The organism is Mesorhizobium sp. M0910 (genome assembly GCF_040319465.1).
In the GTDB taxonomy this organism is placed as follows: Bacteria; Pseudomonadota; Alphaproteobacteria; order Rhizobiales; family Rhizobiaceae; genus Mesorhizobium.
This window is the reverse complement of the sequence record NZ_JAMYNZ010000003.1, coordinates 599,238-616,023: the sequence shown is the minus strand read 5'-3', so window position 1 is coordinate 616,023 and position 16,786 is coordinate 599,238. Positions and strand designations below refer to the sequence as shown.

The following is a 16,786-nucleotide window of genomic DNA, read 5'->3' as shown; positions in this document are numbered from 1 at the left end:
CCCAGAAGTGATCGACAAGCGCTAACCGTAATTGCGTCCTAGAAAAGGAGCCGCCATGTCTGACGTCAGCTTCCACCGCCTGTCATCCCTCAGTGTCGATCAGCGGTCCAGTTTACTGAAACGCGCAGAAGGAGATCTGTCTTCCTTCATCGAAAAGGTCCGTCCAATCATCAAGGCCGTCAAGGATGAAGGTGACACGGCCTTGCTCCGGTTTGCGCGCGAACTCGACAAAGCCGATGTTGCCGACGGTGGGCTGAAAGTTTCGGAAGCGGAGTTCGACGCGGCATTCGACAAGGTCGACAAGGATGTCGTGGAGAGTATCCGGTTCGGCATTGAGAACATAAGGCATTTCCACGAGGAGCAGCGCCCGGAAACGATGTGGCTCAAGGAAGTTCGGCCGGGCGCCTATGCGGGTGACCGATACACACCGATTGCTTCCGTTGCGCTTTATGTTCCGCGCGGCAAAGGCGCCTTCCCCTCGGTGACGATGATGACCTCGGTTCCGGCGGTGATTGCCGGGGTTCCCCAGATCGCGATCGTGACGCCTGCGACTTCGGATGGTTCCGTCGACGCCGCGACGCTGGTTGCTGCCCGCATTGCCGGCGTGGAGACCGTGTACAAGTGCGGCGGCGCCCATGCGGTCGCCGCCGTCGCCTATGGAACCGAGACCGTGAAGCCTGCCGTGAAGATCGTCGGGCCGGGGAGCCCGTGGGTGGTGGCGGCAAAGAGCGTGTTGTCCCCGATCATCAACACAGGCCTGCCTGCCGGCCCGTCCGAAGCGATCATCTTTGCCGATGACAGCGTCGACGGCGGCCTGGCCGCTCTTGACCTGTTGATAGAGGCCGAGCACGGCCCGGATTCGTCGGCCTATCTGGTGACGCATAGCCGCAAGGTCGCCGAAGCCGCGTTGATTGCGATACCGGAACACTGGTCCCGAATGAGCGAACAGCGTGTGGAGTTCTCGCGCGCGGTGCTGACTGGAAAGCGCGGCGGCATCGTGCTGACCGAGTCGCTGGAGGACAGCTACCGTTTCATCAACGATTATGTCCCGGAGCACCTCGAGATTCTGTCAACGGAGCCATTTGCGCACCTTGGACGTATCACAGAAGCCGCCGAGATCCTCATGGGACCGCACACGCCGGTGACCCTCGCTAACTTCGTCCTGGGACCCAATGCGGTGCTGCCGACCAGCCGGTGGGCGCGAACCTTTGGACCGCTTTCGGTGACGGATTTCGTCAAGAGATCGTCGGTCGGCTATGTGACCTCGGCGGCCTATCCGGAACTCGCGTTGCATGCCCGCAGGCTCGCCCGCTACGAAGGGTTCAGCTCGCATGAGAACGCGGTTTCGGAGATCCGCGATCGCTATCTCGCCGGCTGAGCGGAAACGATGACGATGAGGGCGGCGCGACTCCATGGACCCGGCGACCTGCGCGTCGAGGATATCGCCGCGCCAGCCGCTCCCGAGCCAGGCTGGGTGAAGCTGAGGGTCGATGCCGCAGGCGTTTGCGGTTCCGATCTTCACAACTTTCGCACGGGCCAATGGATAAGCCGGGCGCCCTCGACGGCTGGCCATGAGCTGACAGGCACGGTGATCGCTATCGGCGAGGGCGTGGACATCGTCGCTGTTGGCGACCGCGTGGTCGCCGATTCCCGTTTCTGGTGTGGAGAATGCGCGCAATGCCATGCAGGCAGGCGGCACCTTTGCACGTCGCTGGGCTTTGTCGGCGAGATATGCGACGGCGGATTTGCCGAACAGGCGGTCCTGCCCGCACGCCTGCTGCACGTCGTCGATGCCGCGCTTGACGAACGGGTCGCTGCGATGGCCGAGCCGCTGGCTGTAGCGTTGCACGCAGTGCGGCGTCTGCCGAAAACGGCCGGCTCCGTTCTTGTGGTCGGCTGCGGGACTATTGGCGGGCTTGCCGCACTGCTGCTTTCCCGGACATTCGCAGGTACCGTGCTCGTCGCCGATCGCAACCCTGGCCGATGCGCCCGGGTGGCGCGGGTGACCGGCGCCAGCATCGTCGACTTGAACCGGGACGCCATTGCCGCCGCCACCGCGGATGCCCCCCTGCTTGCTGCCGTCGAAGCGACCGGCAGCATCGCAGCACTCAGCCAGTTGCTCGGCGTTCTCGATGCCGGTGGCACCGTTGCGATGGTCGGCATATTCCATGGGCGCCTCGACATCGATCCCAACATCCTGGTTGAACGCGAAATCGCATTGCTGGGATGCCACGCCTTTGCCGATGAGCTTCCCGACGCCATTCGGATGCTCGGCGAATTGACCGAGCCCATGGTCGAACTGATCGACCGCGAGATCGGCCTGGATGATGTTCCCGCAGCCTATGAGCGGCTGTTGGCGGGGCAGGGCGATGGTTTGAAAACAATCATCCGGATGCGGTCTTCCGGGCGCGTGTGATTTCCGAACGTTGCCGGAAAGGATTTTGAAATGATCACTTTGCCCGATACCGCCAGCCCTCTTTACGAGAAGGTCAAGGACTACATCCTGACGAACATCGGAATGGGCCAATGGAGCAAGGACCGGAAGCTGCCGTCCGAAAATGAATTCGTGGCGACACTCGGCGTGTCCCGGATGACGGTTCATCGTGCCTTGCGGGAGTTGACCTCTGCGGGTTTTCTGATCCGGCTCCAGGGCGTCGGCACATTCATCGCGCCACCTCGACCACAATCAGCACTGATCGAGATCAACAACATCGCGGCGGAAATTGTCGCGCGGGGAAACAGGCATCGCTCCGAGGTTATCGTGCTCGAAAAGATCACGCCGACAAAGGAGCTCGCGCTTTCCTTCGAGTTCGCAAAACGCGCGCCGGTCTATCATTCCATCGTCGTCAACTTCGAGAACGACCTGCCTGTGCAACTGGAAGAGCGTTTCGTGAACCCGGGCCTGATACCCGACTATGACAAGCAGGACTTTTCCAAGACAGCAACCTACGACTACCTCATGCAGAAAACCCCGGTGACGGAGGTCGAGCACATCATCTCGGCGACCCCTGCCGATGCCGAGACGGCGCGGCATCTGGGCATCGATGTCGGCAGCTGCTGCCTGTTTCTGCATCGCCGGACATGGACGGGCGCCATCGTTGCCACGATCAGCAAGCTGACTTACGTTGGCAGCCGCTACTCGCTTGGCAGCCGGTATTCTCCGTCTAAAAAAATTTGATCGCAGTGAAGCGAATCAGACTCGGAAGGAGGGGTCTAACTTGTATATGCATGTATGTATTTAGCCTTGACATCCGCTATTGCTAACGTTGAAGTGTCGTCGCACTTTCGTTGAACGGGCAGCTAAGATGCCGAGGCACGGTGCCGCAAGAGCAGACGCCGGCATTCTCACCAGGCCGGAGTTTGGTTCAAAAAAGCGGCGTGATCATCAAGGGGAACAAGATGATGCGTAATCTAGCAGGACAATTTCGGGCGCTCGTTATGGCTGCTGCTGTCGGGTTTGCCCCGGCGGCCTACGCGGCCGACACGACAATTCCGGCGACGCCTGAGGCAGGAACGTTCAAGATCGGCATCGAGCCATGGCTGGGCTACGGCCAGTGGCACGTCGCCGAGGCCAAGGGCCTGTTCAAGGCAAGCGGGCTGTCCGACGTGCAGATCGTGAACTTCGCGGAGGACAAGGATATCAACGCCGCCCTGGCGAGCGGCCAGCTCGATGCCGCCAACATCGCGACGCACACGGCTATGGGAATGGTTGCGGCCGGCCTGCCGGTGAAGATCGTGCTTCTGCTCGACGTCAGCATGACGGCAGACGCCATGATCGCCGGCAAGGACATCGCCACCGTCGCCGACCTCAAGGGCAAACAGGTTGCTTTTGAGGAAGGCACGACGAGCGACATCCTGCTCAAATACGCGCTCGCCAAGAACGGCATGTCCATCGCCGATGTCCAGCCCGTTCCAATGCCGGCTGCGGATGCCGGCAGCGCCTTGATCGCCGGCCAGGTTCCAGTCGCAGTCACCTATGAGCCTTATCTCACCGCGGCAAGAGCGCAGAACAAGGACCTCAAGCTGCTCTTCACCGCGGGCGAAGATCCCGGCCTGATCAGTGACGTATTCGTGGTGCGCGATGAGGTGATCAAGTCGCGTCCCGGCCAGGTGCTTGCCATGATCAAGACCTGGGATGCGGCCCTGAAGGCCTACAACGACGACACGCCCGACGGCCGGGCGATCATCTCCAAGGCGGTCGGGTCGAGCGTCGAAGACCTCAACACCGCCTTTGATGGCGTGCGTTACTATACTCTCGCCGAAAACAAGGATGCCCTGACCGGGGAATTCTCCACCAAGACATTTGCGGATGTAGAGGCGGCCGCCAAGAACGCCGGGCTGCTGCAGGCGGACGTGACGCCGGAACAGATGATCGACCCGTCATTCGTCAAGGCCGCGAAATGACGAGGGCCGGCTCGCGGTGGTGACGCAAATGTCCGAGCAGCGTGCGACCAAGCCAAGCCCGTCTCACGCAGCGCCGGGGCCGGTGATCAAACAGCCGATGCGCCGTCGCCTATCCTCGGGGATCGGCGCGCCCATCGCACGCTCACGCTTCCTGATGATAGCAGTGGCCGTCTTTGCCGGCCTCGGCCTCGCCTGGTGGGCGGCAACGGGGCTGGGATTGGTAAAGCCAATTTTCCTGCCGTCGCCGGGAAGCGTGGTGACCCAGCTCGGCAAGCTCTCGGGTGACGGCACGCTATGGCTGGATCTCAGGGCCTCGATATACCGTATTTCTGTTGGCTTCCTCATCGCCTCGGCATTGGCGATTCCGATTGGCGTGCTGATCGGCAGCTTCAGGACCTGGGAAGCGGCGATCGAGCCGCTTGTGGATTTCATCCGCTACATGCCGGTGGTTGCTTTCGTGCCTCTCTCCATCCTGTGGTCGGGGACTGGCGATGCCCAGAAATTCTTGATTATCTTCATAGGCACCTTCTTCCAGCAGGTGCTGATGATCATGGACAATGTGAAGCGGGTTCCCGCTGATTTCATCGGCCTTGGCAGGACGCTCGGCCTGCCGGATCGCAAGATCCTGACGCGCATCGTCGTTCCCAGCGCCTTGCCAGGCATTTGGGATACGCTGCGCATCAGTCTCGGCTGGGCATGGACCTGGCTGGTGTTGGCAGAACTTGTCGCGGCGACATCAGGCCTCGGCTACCGCATCACCGTGTCCCAGCGCTATTTCCAGACAAACACCATCATCGGCTACATCCTGCTGCTGGGCGTGCTTGGCCTCATTACCGACCAGGTCATGAAGGCACTGGGAAAAGTGCTGTTCCGGCAGGAGGGCCACGTGCAATGAGGCCGGGCCGATGAGTTTGCCCAAATTGCGGATCGAAGGCCTCCACAAAAGCTTCGGCACGGGCGCGCGGCGCACGGAAGTACTGCGCGATATCAATCTCGATCTTGCCGACAACGAGTTCGTCTCGCTGGTGGGCACGTCGGGTTGCGGCAAGAGCACGCTGCTGTCGATCGTTGCCGGACTGCAGGATTTCGAGGCGGGAGATCTTGCTATCGATGGTGCGCCGATCCTGCGGCCGGGCCTCGACCGCGGCGTCGTCTTTCAGTCCTACACCCTGCTTCCCTGGCTGACGGCGCAGCAGAACATCGAGTTCGCGCTCAAGGCCGCGGGTCATGACCGCGCGACCTGCCGCAGGATAGCGCGCGAGCATCTCGATCTGGTCAAGCTCCCTCATAGCGCCAATCGCTATCCATCTGAGCTTTCTGGCGGCATGAAGCAGCGCGTGGCCATAGCGCGTGCCCTTTCCTATCGACCCAAAATGCTTCTGATGGACGAGCCCTTTGGCGCGCTCGATGCCTTGACCAGGCATCAGATGCAGGAACTCCTGACGCAGATCTGGGAGGAGCACAGGCTCACCGTGCTCTTCGTCACCCATGATGTGGAAGAAGCCGTCTACCTGTCGGACCGCATCGTCGTGATGGGGATCGGGCCGGGACGCATCATGCAGACCTTCAATGTCGATATCGAGCGCCCGCGCCGGGAAGAGGTCATGGAAACTCCGGCCTTCATGGATTTGCAGCGCCGCGTGCACAAGGCGATCCGCGAGGCTTCTAAACGTCCCGAAATGGTTTAGGCAGGCCACTCATGCGTGTCGGGTCCAAGAGCGGAACCAACGCGGCTGGACGCGGAGGACTTTAGCGTAGAATTACTTACAATCCGCGACCAGCGTAGCGCCCAATCTCGATATCGCGCCATCGCGACCCCTGACCAGGGGAGCAGCCATCGGCATCTTTCTCTTCAAGCTCGAAAAAAAATCTGCAGGACAATGTCGATTTCCTAAACTCCGTTCGTCGTTTCGCTGCCGGTCGGTGAGGCCGGCTCAAACAAGGAGACAGACGATGCGTGTGATGGTGCTCGTGAAGGCTACCGAGGATAGCGAAAAGGGCTTTCTCCCGACGCCCGAGGCGAAAGAGGCGATGGAGGCGATGGGCAGATTTAACGACGAGCTGCGCAATGCCGGCATCTTGCTCGACGCCGACGGCCTCAAGCCCTCCTCGCAGGGCAAGCGCGTTGCGTTCGATGGTCCCCGCCGGACGGTCATCGACGGGCCTTTCGCCGAGACCCGCGAACTGGTCGCCGGTTTTTGGCTCTGGGAAGTCAAGGACATGGACGAGGCGGTCGCCTGGGTGAAGCGCTGCCCCAATCCCATGCCGGGACCGAGCGAGATCGAAATCCGGCCGCTGTACGAGATGGCTGATTGGCAATGGGAATCTGACGCCGGAGGTCACGGAAATCCGTGACCGGACGCGCGAGAAGCGCAGCGGCAACTGAACCTGTCGGCCGCAACCTGCTTGCCTCCATTGTGGCTTTGGCCGACAAGGCGGCATGACCGCAGGCGAGACGCACCAGGCGATCGAGGCGATTTTTCGCATTGAACGGGCCCGGCTCATTGCGGGCCTGGCCCGCCTCGTGCGCAATGTCGACCTTGCAGAGGAACTGGTGCAGGACGCCCTGGTCATAGCCCTCTCCGAATGGTCCAGGACCGGCGTTCCGGCCAATCCCGGCGCTTGGCTGATGACGGTCGCCAAACGCCGCGCCATCGACGCGATCCGTCGCGACAAGATGCGCGAGCGCAAGCATGAGGAGATCGCCCGGGAGCTGGACGGCGAGTGCGACCGTACGGCCGAGGGAAACGAAATGGCCATGAACGACGATCTTGGCGACGAGCTGCTGGGCCTCATCTTCACAGCCTGCCACCCGATACTTTCGGCCGACGCTCGCGCAGCGCTCACGCTGCGTGTCATCGGCGGCCTGACGACGGACGAGATCGCCCGTGCTTTCCTGTCGAGCGAGGTGACGATCGCCCAGCGCATCGTCCGCGCGAAGAGGACGATCGGAAAGGCGGGGCTTAGCTTCGAGGTGCCGCGCGGTGCCGAGCGTGCAGTGCGTCTTTCCTCGGTGCTGGAGGTCATCTACCTCATCTTCAATGAAGGCTATGCTGCCACGGCCGGCGACGACCTTGTCCGGCCGGGCCTGTGCCTGGAGGCACAACGGCTGGGCCGCATGCTGGCGGGTCTGATGGCCGAGGATGCCGAGGTGTTCGGTCTGCTGGCTCTGATGGAAATCCAGGCATCGCGCCTGCCCGCACGCATCGGGCCGGACGGCGCCCTCTCGACCCTGACCGAGCAAAACCGCGCACGCTGGGACCAACTGCTGATCCGCCGGGGCCTTGACGCGCTGGCCCGTGCCGAAGCTCTCGGGGGCGATGGCCCCTATGTGTTGCAGGCCGCGCTTGCAGCCTGTCACGCGCGGGCGCGCAGTCCGGCCGATACCGACTGGCCCCGCATCGCAGCGCTCTACGACCGGCTACGAGCAGTGATGCCCTCGCCGGTGGTCGATCTCAATCGAGCGGTCGCCCACAGCATGGCCTTCGGGCCCGAAGCGGGCCTGCGGCTGGTGGACGAGATTGCCGACGCCGCCGCCTTGCGCAATTATGCGCCATTGCCGGCGGCGAGGGCCGATTTTCTGTTTCGGGCCGGCCGGCTGGCCGAGGCCCGCGCCGAATTCGAGGCTGCGGCCAAGCTCACCCGCAACGCGCGCGAAGCGGCCTTTCTCCTCGCCCGTGCAGACGCTTGTGGTTGACAGCATCGCTCTGCGTGCCCGACGCGCCGCTAGGGCAACATCGAAAGCCGTCAGTTCGCTCCCGGCCAGCTCCCTTCAATGAGCGTGAGCAACTCGCAACGCAGCTTGGGTATATTCATTTTGGAGGAGAGGCCTTGATCATGCCAGCAACTGCGTCGGTACGCCGAGAATCGGTCCTGCCTCGACGAGCCGCTGGTCGAGGGTCCACACTGTGGCGCCATGCTCCGATGCCGTCGCGAGGTGCAGGGCGTCGCCAGCACGAAGCCCGAGCATATGCTGATCGGCGAATTTCGCGGCGACCTGAAAATGCCCGCCCGTCACCGGCAGCACGGTGAAGCTCTCAGCGACCAGCTTATTGAACATCGCGAGCGCAGCCGCGCGCTGCTCCAAGTCGATCTGTCCGGTCCGAAGCTTGATCGCCATGGCGGAGGACATCTCGGTGATGGTCCAGTCGCTGATCACAAGTTGCGCTGGGTCCTGCTCCGCCAGCCAGCCCTGAACGCGCGCGGTCATGGCTTCGTTGGATAGCGCCGCGACGATCAGCGAAGTATCGAGATAGGACATCAATAGCGATCGCCATCTCGCATCGATCGCACCAGATCGGCGGCAGCCTGAGCCTGCAGAGGCATGGTTGCGGTCAGGGATTGGAGCAGGACGGCGTCGATCCGTTTGCGAGGGCGGGCCACGGCCGTGAGCCTGGCGACCAGCTTGCCACGCCGGGTTATGTCGATCGAGTCTCCAGCCTCGACCCGGTCGATGAGCTCACTCAGATGTGCCTTGGCGTCCGCCAGATTGACCGCGTCCATGTCAGCTCCTGACCATGTAGATGGTCATATAGCGCATCACGTGTGACAATTCCAGTGCACGGCGAATGAGCAACTGGCTGCGTGAGCGAAGCAGGTGACCGCTCCTGCAACGAGAAATATGCCGCTTCCCGCTTGACTCACACATATCCCGGTGGTTATGCATTGATCAATAGCCGACGGGTTATCTATCCCAATGCCAAACGCTCACGATGTGCTCTTCAGAACGCTTGCCGATCCGACTCGGCGCGCTATTTTTGAGCGACTGTGTCGCGAGGGAGAGCAGACAGTCGGCGCTCTGACGGCTCAGGCCGGGATATCGCAACCGGCCGTGTCGAAACATCTCGGGATTTTGCGGCAGGCGGGGCTGGTGCGCGACCGCCATGCGGGACGGCAGACCCATTATAGCGCGCAGCTCGCCGCGCTTGCCCCCCTGATCGACTGGACAAGCCAGATGACCGGGTTCTGGCAGGGCCGGTTCGACGACCTCGAGGACCTGCTCAAAAGGATGGACCAGTGAACGAAATAGCGAGCGAAACGCTCTCCGTCATTGTCGAACGGGAAATCGCTTATCCGCCGGAGAAGATCTGGCGCGCGCTCACGCAACCACACTTGATCGAGGAGTGGCTTATGAAAAACGACTTCAAACCTGTCGCGGATCACCGTTTCAACCTTCACGCGGCCTGGGGCTCTGTCGAATGTCAGGTCCAGACGGTCGAGCCGAACAGAACGCTGACTTACACGTGGAATACCAAGGATCTCAAGAGTGTCGTCTCCTGGACGATCACCCCCACGAGCACCGGCGCCCGCTTGCGCATGGAACAGTCCGGCTTCCGGCCGGATCAGCAGCCTTACTTCCGAGGTGCCAAAGTCGGCTGGCCAAGGTTCTTTGACGATCTGGAGCAGGTTCTGGCGCGAACGGACTGAGATCCGCCAGCGCTATTCAAGCAAGGGCTCTGTTACAGGGCGGCAGATGGCGGAGGATAATGGAGGCAAGCCAATGAAGATCAAGTTGACCAAAGTATACGTGGATGACCAGGAAAAGGCTCTGGGTTTCTACACCGAAACGCTCGGCTTTACCAAGAAGGCCGATTTCAGCAATGGGCCGTTTCGCTGGCTGACCGTCGCATCACCCGACGAGCCGGACGGTGCCGAGCTGCAACTCGCGCTCAATGACAACCCCGCTGCAAAGACCTACCAGCAAGCTATTTTCCAGCAGGGCCAGCCCGCGGTCATGTTCTTCACCGATAACGTCAAGGGGGGACTACGAGCGCATCAAAGCGCGCGGCGCCAAGTTCACCATGCCGCCGACCGAAGTAACCGGCTCGATCATAGCCCAGCTGAACGACAACTGCGGCAATCTCATTCAAATCACACAGCTGGCGCGCTGGTAAGGCACGCATTCAGTGGCGTGGCTGCCCGGCGGGAGCCGCCAAACGGGCCGCCCGATCCGCTCGGTTCGTCTTCAGAGGAGGTCTCAATGGATTGGAACAAATGGGTTCGGCAGATCCACCGCTGGCTGTCGATCATCTTTGCGGCGGTCGTCGCCGCCATCTTCATCAGCCTGGGAGTAGGCAAGGAACCCTCCTACTGGGTATACCTCATGCCGCTGTTTCCACTCGGCTTGCTCCTGCTTACCGGACTGTACATGTTCGTGCTGCCTTACGCGCCCAAGCGGCGCGGCGCGGGGGGCACTGGCGCATTGGAGTGAATGCATGGCCAACAAGACGCCCATCAAGTCATCGGCGGTCGCGAAGAAGTCCGCCGCCAAGCCTGCAGCCGCCAAGCCGGTCCTCCTCGCAGGCGGCAACCCGCAGATCCCGAAGGGTGATGGTGACGCTCCTGTGCAGGCCTACATCGCGGCCATGCCGGGCTGGAAACGCGACGTCGGGCGTCGCCTCGACGCGCTCATCGTGCGCAACGTCCCTGACGTGCGCAAGGCCGTCAAATGGAACTCGCCCTTCTACGGCGTAGAGGGTCAGGGGTGGTTCCTCAACTTCCATTGCTTCACAAAGTACATCAAGCTGGCTTTCTTCCGCGGCGCGTCGCTGCGTCCCGTCCCACCCGGTGAGTCCAAGCACAAGGACGTGCGCTACCTCGATATCTACGAGGACGACCTGCTCGACGAAGCTCAACTCGCCGACTGGATAAAGCAAGCCAGCCAATTGCCAGGCGAGCGAATGTGAGTGGAATGCCAGTCATCCCGGCAAATCCGGTGCCGACTAGCGGTATTCATGTGACGGGCGAGCGGCAACAACCAAGGGAAAGCGACAATGATGATGAAGAGTGACTCAATGGAAAGAAATGCAGGCAACTCTCCCTCTCAGCTGATCGATGCGAGGATCAGCGAGCTGGGCGATTGGCGAGGCAAGACGCTTTCCCATGTCCGCGCCCTCATCCAGCAGGCCGACCCGGAAGTGGTCGAGGAGTGGAAGTGGCGAGGCGTTCCGGTGTGGTCGCACGCCGGAATAATCTGCACTGGCGAGACCTACAAGAACGTCGTGAAAGTGACCTTCGCAAAGGGCGCCTCGCTGCAGGACCCTTCCGGCCTGTTCAACTCCAGCCTCGAAGGCAACACCAGGCGCGCCATCGATATCCGTGAGGGCGAAGACATAGATGAGAATGCGTTCAAGGCGCTGATACGCGCTGCTGCCGCCTTGAACACGGCCCGATAGTCAGCTCCGGCCGATATGGTCGGCTAGCGGGCCGAGAGCGGCGAGCACGGCTTCGCCGGTGGCTTGCGTCGCGTTCTCATGCGGCGCGCGCAGATTCAGCCAGCGTCTGTCGCCGGACCGTACCGCCAGCACTGCCTTCATCGCAGTGATGAGGCCGGCGTCCTGGATGATTTTGCGGAACGCCCTGATGGCGGCATCCGCGTCCGTAGTGTCCTCTCCCGCCAGCACTGCGTCGTAGAGGGCCCGGATCGCTGCGGCATTCAGATTGACTGTCGCCGAGATGCAGCCGGCAGCACCGTTGGCGAGGCCTTTCGTCAGCTGTGCTTCCGAACTCGGGAACACCGCGACCCTTGGGGCTGCCGCAATGACCGCCGCGGTGTTGTTCCAGTCGCCGGCGCTGTCCTTGTAAGCCACCACGACATCGGGAAACGCTTCGCTCAATCGGGCGGTCAGCGCCGGGCTCACCGCTACGCCGGAATTTTGCGGGATGTGGTAGAGGATCATCCTCATCGCCGGGTTCGCCACCCGATCGATCAGCTCGCCATAATAACGGGCCTGTCCGTTGTCACCGGCGGCCGTATAGAAGAACGACGGCAGCACCATCACCGCAGCACAGCCGAGCCCGACGGCGTGCGCGGTCAGCTCGACAGTCTCGGCAAGTGCTGTGACACCGGTGCCGGGCATAAGCCGGCTTGGCGAAATGCCGGCCTCGACCAGCCACTCCAGCGCCTGCATGCGCACGCGCAACGAGACGGACAACGCCTCGCCCGTGGTGCCGAACGGCGACAGGAAATGCGCTCCCTGATCCAGCACCCAGTTGGCGTGTGATATCCAGAGGTCGCGGGCAATGCAGCCGTCGTTTTCGAACGGCGTCAGGATCGGTGCGATGGTTCCTTGTGGGCGGATCATGTGCGTCCTTCTACGGGTGAAAATCTGTGCTGTGCTCAAAGCCGGCATCAAAATGTCGAGCAAGCTACAGGAAGCAGTGTTGCTGAGTACCGGCCGTTCGACCTCGAAAGCAAGCGGCTCGCGCATAAGCGCGCGATTGTGATCGGGCGGCGGTTCTGAGGCTCTCGAGGTAAGCACTTGTCACGGGACAACCGCGTCCGGCCGAAAGGGGGGTGACAAACGAGTTCTGCTGTTTCATCAATGCCGCCTTTTGAGGAGAAGCCCATGCGGAGGATCGGTGTCGGCATTATCGGCTGCGGCAACATTTCGGATGCCTATCTGAAGGCATCGCCGCAATTCCCGGTGCTCGACATTATCGGCGTCGCCGACATCAACCGGGCGGCAGCCGAGGCCAAGGCAGCGGCCTACGGCCTGGCTGCGATGCCGGTCGACGCGCTGTTGGCCGATCCGCGCGTCGAGATCGTGCTCAATCTGACAACGCCGCAGCATCATGTGCCGGTCGGCCTGCAGGCTGTCGGGCAAGGCAAGCACGTCTATTCCGAGAAGCCGCTGGCAATGACGCTCAGCGACGCCGAGCGGCTCGTCGCGGCCGCGCGCGAAAAGGGCGTGCGTGTCGGCTGCGCACCCGACACCTTTCTTGGCGGCTCCCACCAGACGGCGCGGCGGCTGGTCGATGAGGATACGGTTGGGACCATTGTCGCCGGCTCTGCCTTCATGCAGGTGCCCGGCCACGAGCTCTGGCATCCCAATCCGGATTTCTACTATCAGCCCGGCGGTGGGCCAATGCTCGACATGGGACCGTACTATCTGACCTGCCTGGTCAATCTCCTGGGTCCAGTAAAATCCGTGACCGGACAGGCGAAGTCATCCTATCCCACCCGCACCATCGGTTCCGGACCGCGCCAGGGCGAAACCATCCGGGTCGAGGTGCCGACCCATATTTCCGGCCTGCTCGCATTCGAGAACGGCGCGGCGGTTTCGATCACCACCAGCTTCGACGTCTGGAAGCATGAACACAATCACATCGAACTTTACGGGACCACCGGCTCGATGATCGTCTCCGATCCCAATCAGTTCCAGGGCGACATCAGGACCAGCCAGCGCAAGGGCGACTGGACGGTGGCCGATCAGATCCATTCCTATGGCGACGGCAATTACCGGGGCCTCGGCCTCGCCGACATGGCGCAGGCGATCGTCTCAGGCAGGCAACACCGCGCCAGCCTCGATCTTTCCCTCCATGTCCTGGAAATCATGGAATCGATCATCTCTTCAGCAGAGACAGGGCGGCGTATCGACCTGAGATATGGCTGCGCGCGGCCGGCGCCAATGCACGCCGATCTGCCTTTCGGAATTCTGGAATAGGGGATGACACGATGAGCAAGACGGCACTGATTTTCTGGGGCGGCTGGGAAGGCCACACGCCGGCCCGTAGCGCCCACATCGTCAAGGAGATGCTGGCCGGCAACGGCTTCGACGTGCAGCTGGAGCAGGGGACTTCGGCGCTTGCCGATCCGCAACTGGGCAAGCTCGATCTCATTGTCCCGGTGATCACCATGTCGACGATCGAAAAGCCGGAACTGCAAAACCTGACCAACGCCGTCGGGGCCGGCACCGGCCTTGCGGGCTTTCACGGCACGATGTGCGACAGCTTCCGCAACGAGCCGGAATACCAGTTCATGACCGGCGGCCAGTGGGTCGCCCATCCCGGCAACATCATCGACTATCACGTCGATATCACCATGCCAGACGATCCGGTCATGCAGGGCATCGACGGCTTCGCGTACCGTTCAGAGCAGTATTACATGCATGTCGATCCGACCAACGAGGTGCTGGCGACGACTACTTTCACCGGCGAGCATCTCGATTTCATCGCCGGCGTCGTCATGCCGGTTGTCTGGAAGCGCCGCTACGGCAAGGGCCGCGTCTTCTACAGCGCACTCGGCCACACCGCCGACGAGTTCGCAGTGCCGCAAATGCGTACGATGTTCGAGCGCGGCATGCTTTGGGCCAGCCGAAACCCGGATCTTGCGTAGCCGTTCAATCTGAACGCCACGTATCGTTGTAATCTCTCATAGGGCGGCCGCCCGAACGCGGACACAGCACTGGGCTGCGGCAAGCAATTGACTGCCATGGTAGCATCCAATAGACAGCAGTCTCGTCGGGGAGCCGTAGCTGGAGGTCGAATGGAGCAGACGTGGCGATGGTTTGGCCCGAGCGACGCGGCAACGCTTGCCCATGCCAGGCAGGCCGGCGCGACCGGCATCGTGACGGCATTGCACGACATTCCTTACGGCGAAGTCTGGCCGATCCACGCCATCAGGCAGCGCCAGGCGCTTATCGAGGCGGATCAGGCGATGGGCCTCAAATGGAGCGTCGTCGAGAGCGTGCCCGTGCACGAGGACATCAAGCTCGGCCGCGGCGATCTCGACCGGCTCTACGACAATTTCAGGCAGACCTTACGCAATCTCGGCGCCTGCGGTGTGCGCACGGTCTGCTACAACTTCATGCTGATCCTCGACTGGACCCGGACCGACCTGGCTGCGCCGCTGCCGGGCGGCGGACGGGCGCTCCGCATGAACATGCACGAGCTTGCCGCGTTCGATTGTTACATGCTGCAGCGCAAGGGATCTGAGCGCGACTATGCGTCCGATGTTCTCCAGCGGGCAAGCGAATGGTTCGAGGCGACGCCGGATGCGTCAAAAGAGCGTCTGCTTGCCAACATCATGGCCGGCCTGCCGGGCGCCTTCAAGCGCTATGACATAGCGGAATTGCGCGAAGTGGTGGCCGAGCAGTCTAGCCTGTCGCACGACCGGCTGCGCGAGAATCTCGTCCGTTTTCTCGAACACGTGCTGCCGGCGGCCGAAGAGGCGGGCGTCACGTTGGCGATCCACCCGGACGATCCGCCGCGCGATCTCGTCGGCCTGTGCCGGATCGTCAAGAACGCCGACGACATCGCCTTTATCCTGGATGCGGTGCCATCGGCCCATAGCGGCCTTACCTTGTGCACGGGGTCGCTGGGCGCCAATCCGGCCAATGACGTGCCCGCCATCGCCAGGCGCTTTGCGCACAAGATCAACTTCGTGCACCTGCGCAACGTCAGCAAGGATCCGGACGGGTCGTTCATGGAGTCCGAGCATCTGAACGGGGATGTCGACATGGTTTCGGTGGTCTCGATCTTGCTCGACGAGCAGCAACGCCGCCGCGACGCCGGGCAACCGGCGCTGCTGCCGTTTCGCCCGGATCACGGCCACGAGCTGATCGATGACGCCACGCGGCACACCCATCCCGGCTACCCCGTGATCGGCCGTCTTCGCGGCCTTGCCGAACTGAGAGGCGTAATGACGGCGATTGCCCATCAGCGCGGTTATAGGCTGCAATGAGGGCGCCCCGCCTGCTCTGCGTCGGCGCGCTCACCTACGACACGATCTTGCGCCTCGATGTCCTGCCGTCCGGCGCCGGCAAGTTCCTGCCGAGCGAGGCCGTGCAGATCGCCGCCGGCATGGCGGCAAGTGCCGCCGCGTCGGCAAGCCGCCAGGGCGGGCAGGTCTGGCTATGGGCAAGCGTCGGCAACGATGCCGTCGGCCGCGATGTCATCGCCCAGATGGAGGCGGAGCGGGTCGACTGTTCGTTGGTGCGCAGGGTTGAAGATGGCCGCTCGGCCATTGCCACGATCCTGGTCGATGCCGCCGGCGAGCGCATGATTGTGCCCTTCTACGATTCCGTCACGCAAGCCGATCCGGACCGTCTTCCGCCCGTGGATTTTTCCCGCTTCGACGCCGTCCTGGTCGACGTTCGTTGGCCCGGAGCCGCCGCGATGGCGCTGGCGAAGGCCCGCGAATGCTGCATTCCGGCGATCCTCGACGCCGATATTGCGTCGCGACCGGTGCTCGACCGATTGCTGCCGCTCGCATCGCATGTCGTTGCTTCGCTGCCCGCGGCGCGTATCCTTTGCGGTCCAGAGATCTCCGCCGGTTCCGCCGTCGCTATTCTGGGCGAACGGACCGGCGCCTTCGTCGCGATCACCGATGGGGCGAACGGCACCGCGTTCCAGCACCCGAGCAGCAATGATGTCCGTCATCTGCCGTCGCCGCGAGTCGAAGCCGTCGACACGCTGGCGGCGGGCGACGTGTTTCACGGCACCTTCGCTCTCGGCCTGGCCGAAGGTTGGGACGAAGAGCGGGCGATAGCAGTGGCAAGTGCTGCCGCCGCGCTGAAGTGCCTGCGTTTTGGCGGACGGCTCGGCGCGCCGACGCGCGCGGAAACACTGGCCTTCATGCAAGGATCGACATGACGCCGAA

General features: G+C 62.5%; 20 protein-coding genes and 1 pseudogene. 18 read left to right on the top strand and 3 right to left on the bottom strand.

Annotation, left to right across the window (positions count from 1 at the left end):
- The first annotated feature begins 55 nt into the window (after positions 1 to 55).
- The 8 genes from hisD (at position 56) to NKH78_RS10670 (ending at position 8,101) form a co-directional block, all read left to right on the top strand.
- Positions 56 to 1,378, top strand: a complete 1,323-nt coding sequence (gene hisD, locus NKH78_RS10705; RefSeq protein WP_352737276.1) for a histidinol dehydrogenase — start codon at positions 56 to 58, stop codon at positions 1,376 to 1,378.
- Between the two features lie 15 nt (positions 1,379 to 1,393).
- Positions 1,394 to 2,416 (top strand): zinc-dependent alcohol dehydrogenase, encoded by a 1,023-nt coding sequence (locus NKH78_RS10700; protein ID WP_352737309.1) that lies wholly within the window; start codon positions 1,394 to 1,396, stop codon positions 2,414 to 2,416.
- A gap of 30 nt (positions 2,417 to 2,446) precedes the next feature.
- Positions 2,447 to 3,178: a histidine utilization transcriptional repressor HutC gene (gene hutC, locus NKH78_RS10695; RefSeq protein ID WP_352737275.1), complete on the top strand. Its 732-nt coding sequence runs from the start codon at positions 2,447 to 2,449 to the stop codon at positions 3,176 to 3,178.
- Between the two features lie 224 nt (positions 3,179 to 3,402).
- Positions 3,403 to 4,404: an ABC transporter substrate-binding protein gene (locus NKH78_RS10690; protein ID WP_502899799.1), complete on the top strand. Its 1,002-nt coding sequence runs from the start codon at positions 3,403 to 3,405 to the stop codon at positions 4,402 to 4,404.
- A 97-nt stretch (positions 4,405 to 4,501) separates the two neighbouring features.
- Positions 4,502 to 5,299, top strand: coding sequence for an ABC transporter permease (locus NKH78_RS10685; RefSeq protein ID WP_352882864.1), 798 nt, complete (start codon positions 4,502 to 4,504; stop codon positions 5,297 to 5,299).
- A gap of 10 nt (positions 5,300 to 5,309) precedes the next feature.
- Positions 5,310 to 6,092 (top strand): ABC transporter ATP-binding protein, encoded by a 783-nt coding sequence (locus tag NKH78_RS10680; protein WP_352737273.1) that lies wholly within the window; start codon positions 5,310 to 5,312, stop codon positions 6,090 to 6,092.
- Between the two features lie 265 nt (positions 6,093 to 6,357).
- Positions 6,358 to 6,759: a YciI family protein gene (locus NKH78_RS10675; RefSeq protein ID WP_352475767.1), complete on the top strand. Its 402-nt coding sequence runs from the start codon at positions 6,358 to 6,360 to the stop codon at positions 6,757 to 6,759.
- 85 nt (positions 6,760 to 6,844) lie between these two features.
- Positions 6,845 to 8,101, top strand: coding sequence for an RNA polymerase sigma factor (locus NKH78_RS10670; RefSeq protein WP_352737272.1), 1,257 nt, complete (start codon positions 6,845 to 6,847; stop codon positions 8,099 to 8,101).
- Positions 8,102 to 8,239: 138 nt separating this feature from the next.
- On the opposite strand, the gene NKH78_RS10665 is transcribed toward NKH78_RS10670, so the two are convergent.
- Entirely contained in the window at positions 8,240 to 8,665 is a 426-nt protein-coding gene (locus tag NKH78_RS10665; protein WP_352737271.1) for a type II toxin-antitoxin system VapC family toxin, read from the bottom strand.
- The gene (locus NKH78_RS10660; protein WP_352737270.1) at positions 8,665 to 8,907 is read right to left on the bottom strand and encodes a type II toxin-antitoxin system Phd/YefM family antitoxin; all 243 of its coding nucleotides are present in this window, start codon (positions 8,905 to 8,907) and stop codon (positions 8,665 to 8,667) included. The genes NKH78_RS10665 and NKH78_RS10660 overlap by 1 nt, the downstream gene beginning before the upstream one ends.
- Positions 8,908 to 9,100: 193 nt before the next feature.
- Between NKH78_RS10660 and NKH78_RS10655 the strand changes: the two genes are divergently transcribed.
- The 6 genes and pseudogenes from NKH78_RS10655 to NKH78_RS10630 all read left to right on the top strand — a co-directional run bounded on the left by NKH78_RS10655 (position 9,101) and on the right by NKH78_RS10630 (position 11,579).
- Complete coding sequence (locus tag NKH78_RS10655) at positions 9,101 to 9,424, top strand: ArsR/SmtB family transcription factor (protein ID WP_352737269.1); 324 nt, start codon at positions 9,101 to 9,103, stop codon at positions 9,422 to 9,424.
- Complete coding sequence (locus NKH78_RS10650; RefSeq protein ID WP_254818850.1) at positions 9,421 to 9,831, top strand: SRPBCC family protein; 411 nt, start codon at positions 9,421 to 9,423, stop codon at positions 9,829 to 9,831. The genes NKH78_RS10655 and NKH78_RS10650 overlap by 4 nt, the downstream gene beginning before the upstream one ends.
- 46 nt (positions 9,832 to 9,877) lie before the next feature.
- Positions 9,878 to 10,102: pseudogene (locus NKH78_RS10645) on the top strand (VOC family protein); the annotation flags it as partial.
- Positions 10,103 to 10,384: 282 nt separating this feature from the next.
- Positions 10,385 to 10,615 (top strand): hypothetical protein, encoded by a 231-nt coding sequence (locus NKH78_RS10640; protein ID WP_352737307.1) that lies wholly within the window; start codon positions 10,385 to 10,387, stop codon positions 10,613 to 10,615.
- 4 nt (positions 10,616 to 10,619) lie between these two features.
- Complete coding sequence (locus tag NKH78_RS10635) at positions 10,620 to 11,090, top strand: DUF1801 domain-containing protein (RefSeq protein ID WP_352737268.1); 471 nt, start codon at positions 10,620 to 10,622, stop codon at positions 11,088 to 11,090.
- A 108-nt stretch (positions 11,091 to 11,198) separates the two neighbouring features.
- Positions 11,199 to 11,579, top strand: a complete 381-nt coding sequence (locus tag NKH78_RS10630) for a DUF1801 domain-containing protein (RefSeq protein ID WP_352737267.1) — start codon at positions 11,199 to 11,201, stop codon at positions 11,577 to 11,579.
- Here NKH78_RS10630 and NKH78_RS10625 read toward each other — a convergent pair whose 3' ends face one another.
- Positions 11,580 to 12,488 (bottom strand): dihydrodipicolinate synthase family protein, encoded by a 909-nt coding sequence (locus NKH78_RS10625; protein WP_352737266.1) that lies wholly within the window; start codon positions 12,486 to 12,488, stop codon positions 11,580 to 11,582.
- Between the two features lie 264 nt (positions 12,489 to 12,752).
- Between NKH78_RS10625 and NKH78_RS10620 the strand changes: the two genes are divergently transcribed.
- The 4 genes from NKH78_RS10620 (at position 12,753) to NKH78_RS10605 (ending at position 16,779) form a co-directional block, all read left to right on the top strand.
- Positions 12,753 to 13,850: a Gfo/Idh/MocA family protein gene (locus NKH78_RS10620; protein WP_352737265.1), complete on the top strand. Its 1,098-nt coding sequence runs from the start codon at positions 12,753 to 12,755 to the stop codon at positions 13,848 to 13,850.
- Between the two features lie 11 nt (positions 13,851 to 13,861).
- A complete protein-coding gene (locus tag NKH78_RS10615) occupies positions 13,862 to 14,521 on the top strand; it encodes a ThuA domain-containing protein (RefSeq protein ID WP_352475758.1) in 660 nt (219 codons plus the stop codon).
- 150 nt (positions 14,522 to 14,671) lie between these two features.
- Positions 14,672 to 15,868 carry a mannonate dehydratase gene (gene uxuA, locus NKH78_RS10610; RefSeq protein WP_352506821.1) on the top strand — a complete coding sequence of 399 codons (1,197 nt, stop codon included), beginning with the start codon at positions 14,672 to 14,674 and terminating at the stop codon, positions 15,866 to 15,868.
- A complete protein-coding gene (locus NKH78_RS10605) occupies positions 15,865 to 16,779 on the top strand; it encodes a PfkB family carbohydrate kinase (RefSeq protein ID WP_352737264.1) in 915 nt (304 codons plus the stop codon). The genes uxuA and NKH78_RS10605 overlap by 4 nt, the downstream gene beginning before the upstream one ends.
- Positions 16,780 to 16,786: the final 7 nt, after the last annotated feature.

Excerpts from the sequence above, each read along its gene's own strand:
- hisD (WP_352737276.1), top strand. The coding sequence starts at position 56 with ATGTCTGACGTCAGCTTCCACCGCCTGTCATCCCTCAGTGTCGATCAG.
- NKH78_RS10700 (WP_352737309.1), top strand. The coding sequence starts at position 1,394 with ATGAGGGCGGCGCGACTCCATGGACCCGGCGACCTGCGCGTCGAGGAT.
- NKH78_RS10630 (WP_352737267.1), top strand. The coding sequence starts at position 11,199 with ATGGAAAGAAATGCAGGCAACTCTCCCTCTCAGCTGATCGATGCGAGG.
- NKH78_RS10665 (WP_352737271.1), bottom strand. The coding sequence starts at position 8,665 with ATGTCCTATCTCGATACTTCGCTGATCGTCGCGGCGCTATCCAACGAA.
- hutC (WP_352737275.1), top strand. The coding sequence starts at position 2,447 with ATGATCACTTTGCCCGATACCGCCAGCCCTCTTTACGAGAAGGTCAAG.
- NKH78_RS10620 (WP_352737265.1), top strand. The coding sequence starts at position 12,753 with ATGCGGAGGATCGGTGTCGGCATTATCGGCTGCGGCAACATTTCGGAT.
- NKH78_RS10660 (WP_352737270.1), bottom strand. The coding sequence starts at position 8,907 with ATGGACGCGGTCAATCTGGCGGACGCCAAGGCACATCTGAGTGAGCTC.
- NKH78_RS10605 (WP_352737264.1), top strand. The coding sequence starts at position 15,865 with ATGAGGGCGCCCCGCCTGCTCTGCGTCGGCGCGCTCACCTACGACACG.
- NKH78_RS10635 (WP_352737268.1), top strand. The coding sequence starts at position 10,620 with ATGGCCAACAAGACGCCCATCAAGTCATCGGCGGTCGCGAAGAAGTCC.
- NKH78_RS10675 (WP_352475767.1), top strand. The coding sequence starts at position 6,358 with ATGCGTGTGATGGTGCTCGTGAAGGCTACCGAGGATAGCGAAAAGGGC.
- NKH78_RS10690 (WP_502899799.1), top strand. The coding sequence starts at position 3,403 with ATGCGTAATCTAGCAGGACAATTTCGGGCGCTCGTTATGGCTGCTGCT.
- uxuA (WP_352506821.1), top strand. The coding sequence starts at position 14,672 with ATGGAGCAGACGTGGCGATGGTTTGGCCCGAGCGACGCGGCAACGCTT.
- NKH78_RS10685 (WP_352882864.1), top strand. The coding sequence starts at position 4,502 with ATGCGCCGTCGCCTATCCTCGGGGATCGGCGCGCCCATCGCACGCTCA.
- NKH78_RS10615 (WP_352475758.1), top strand. The coding sequence starts at position 13,862 with ATGAGCAAGACGGCACTGATTTTCTGGGGCGGCTGGGAAGGCCACACG.
- NKH78_RS10655 (WP_352737269.1), top strand. The coding sequence starts at position 9,101 with ATGCCAAACGCTCACGATGTGCTCTTCAGAACGCTTGCCGATCCGACT.
- NKH78_RS10625 (WP_352737266.1), bottom strand. The coding sequence starts at position 12,488 with ATGATCCGCCCACAAGGAACCATCGCACCGATCCTGACGCCGTTCGAA.
- NKH78_RS10670 (WP_352737272.1), top strand. The coding sequence starts at position 6,845 with ATGACCGCAGGCGAGACGCACCAGGCGATCGAGGCGATTTTTCGCATT.
- NKH78_RS10680 (WP_352737273.1), top strand. The coding sequence starts at position 5,310 with ATGAGTTTGCCCAAATTGCGGATCGAAGGCCTCCACAAAAGCTTCGGC.
- NKH78_RS10640 (WP_352737307.1), top strand. The coding sequence starts at position 10,385 with ATGGATTGGAACAAATGGGTTCGGCAGATCCACCGCTGGCTGTCGATC.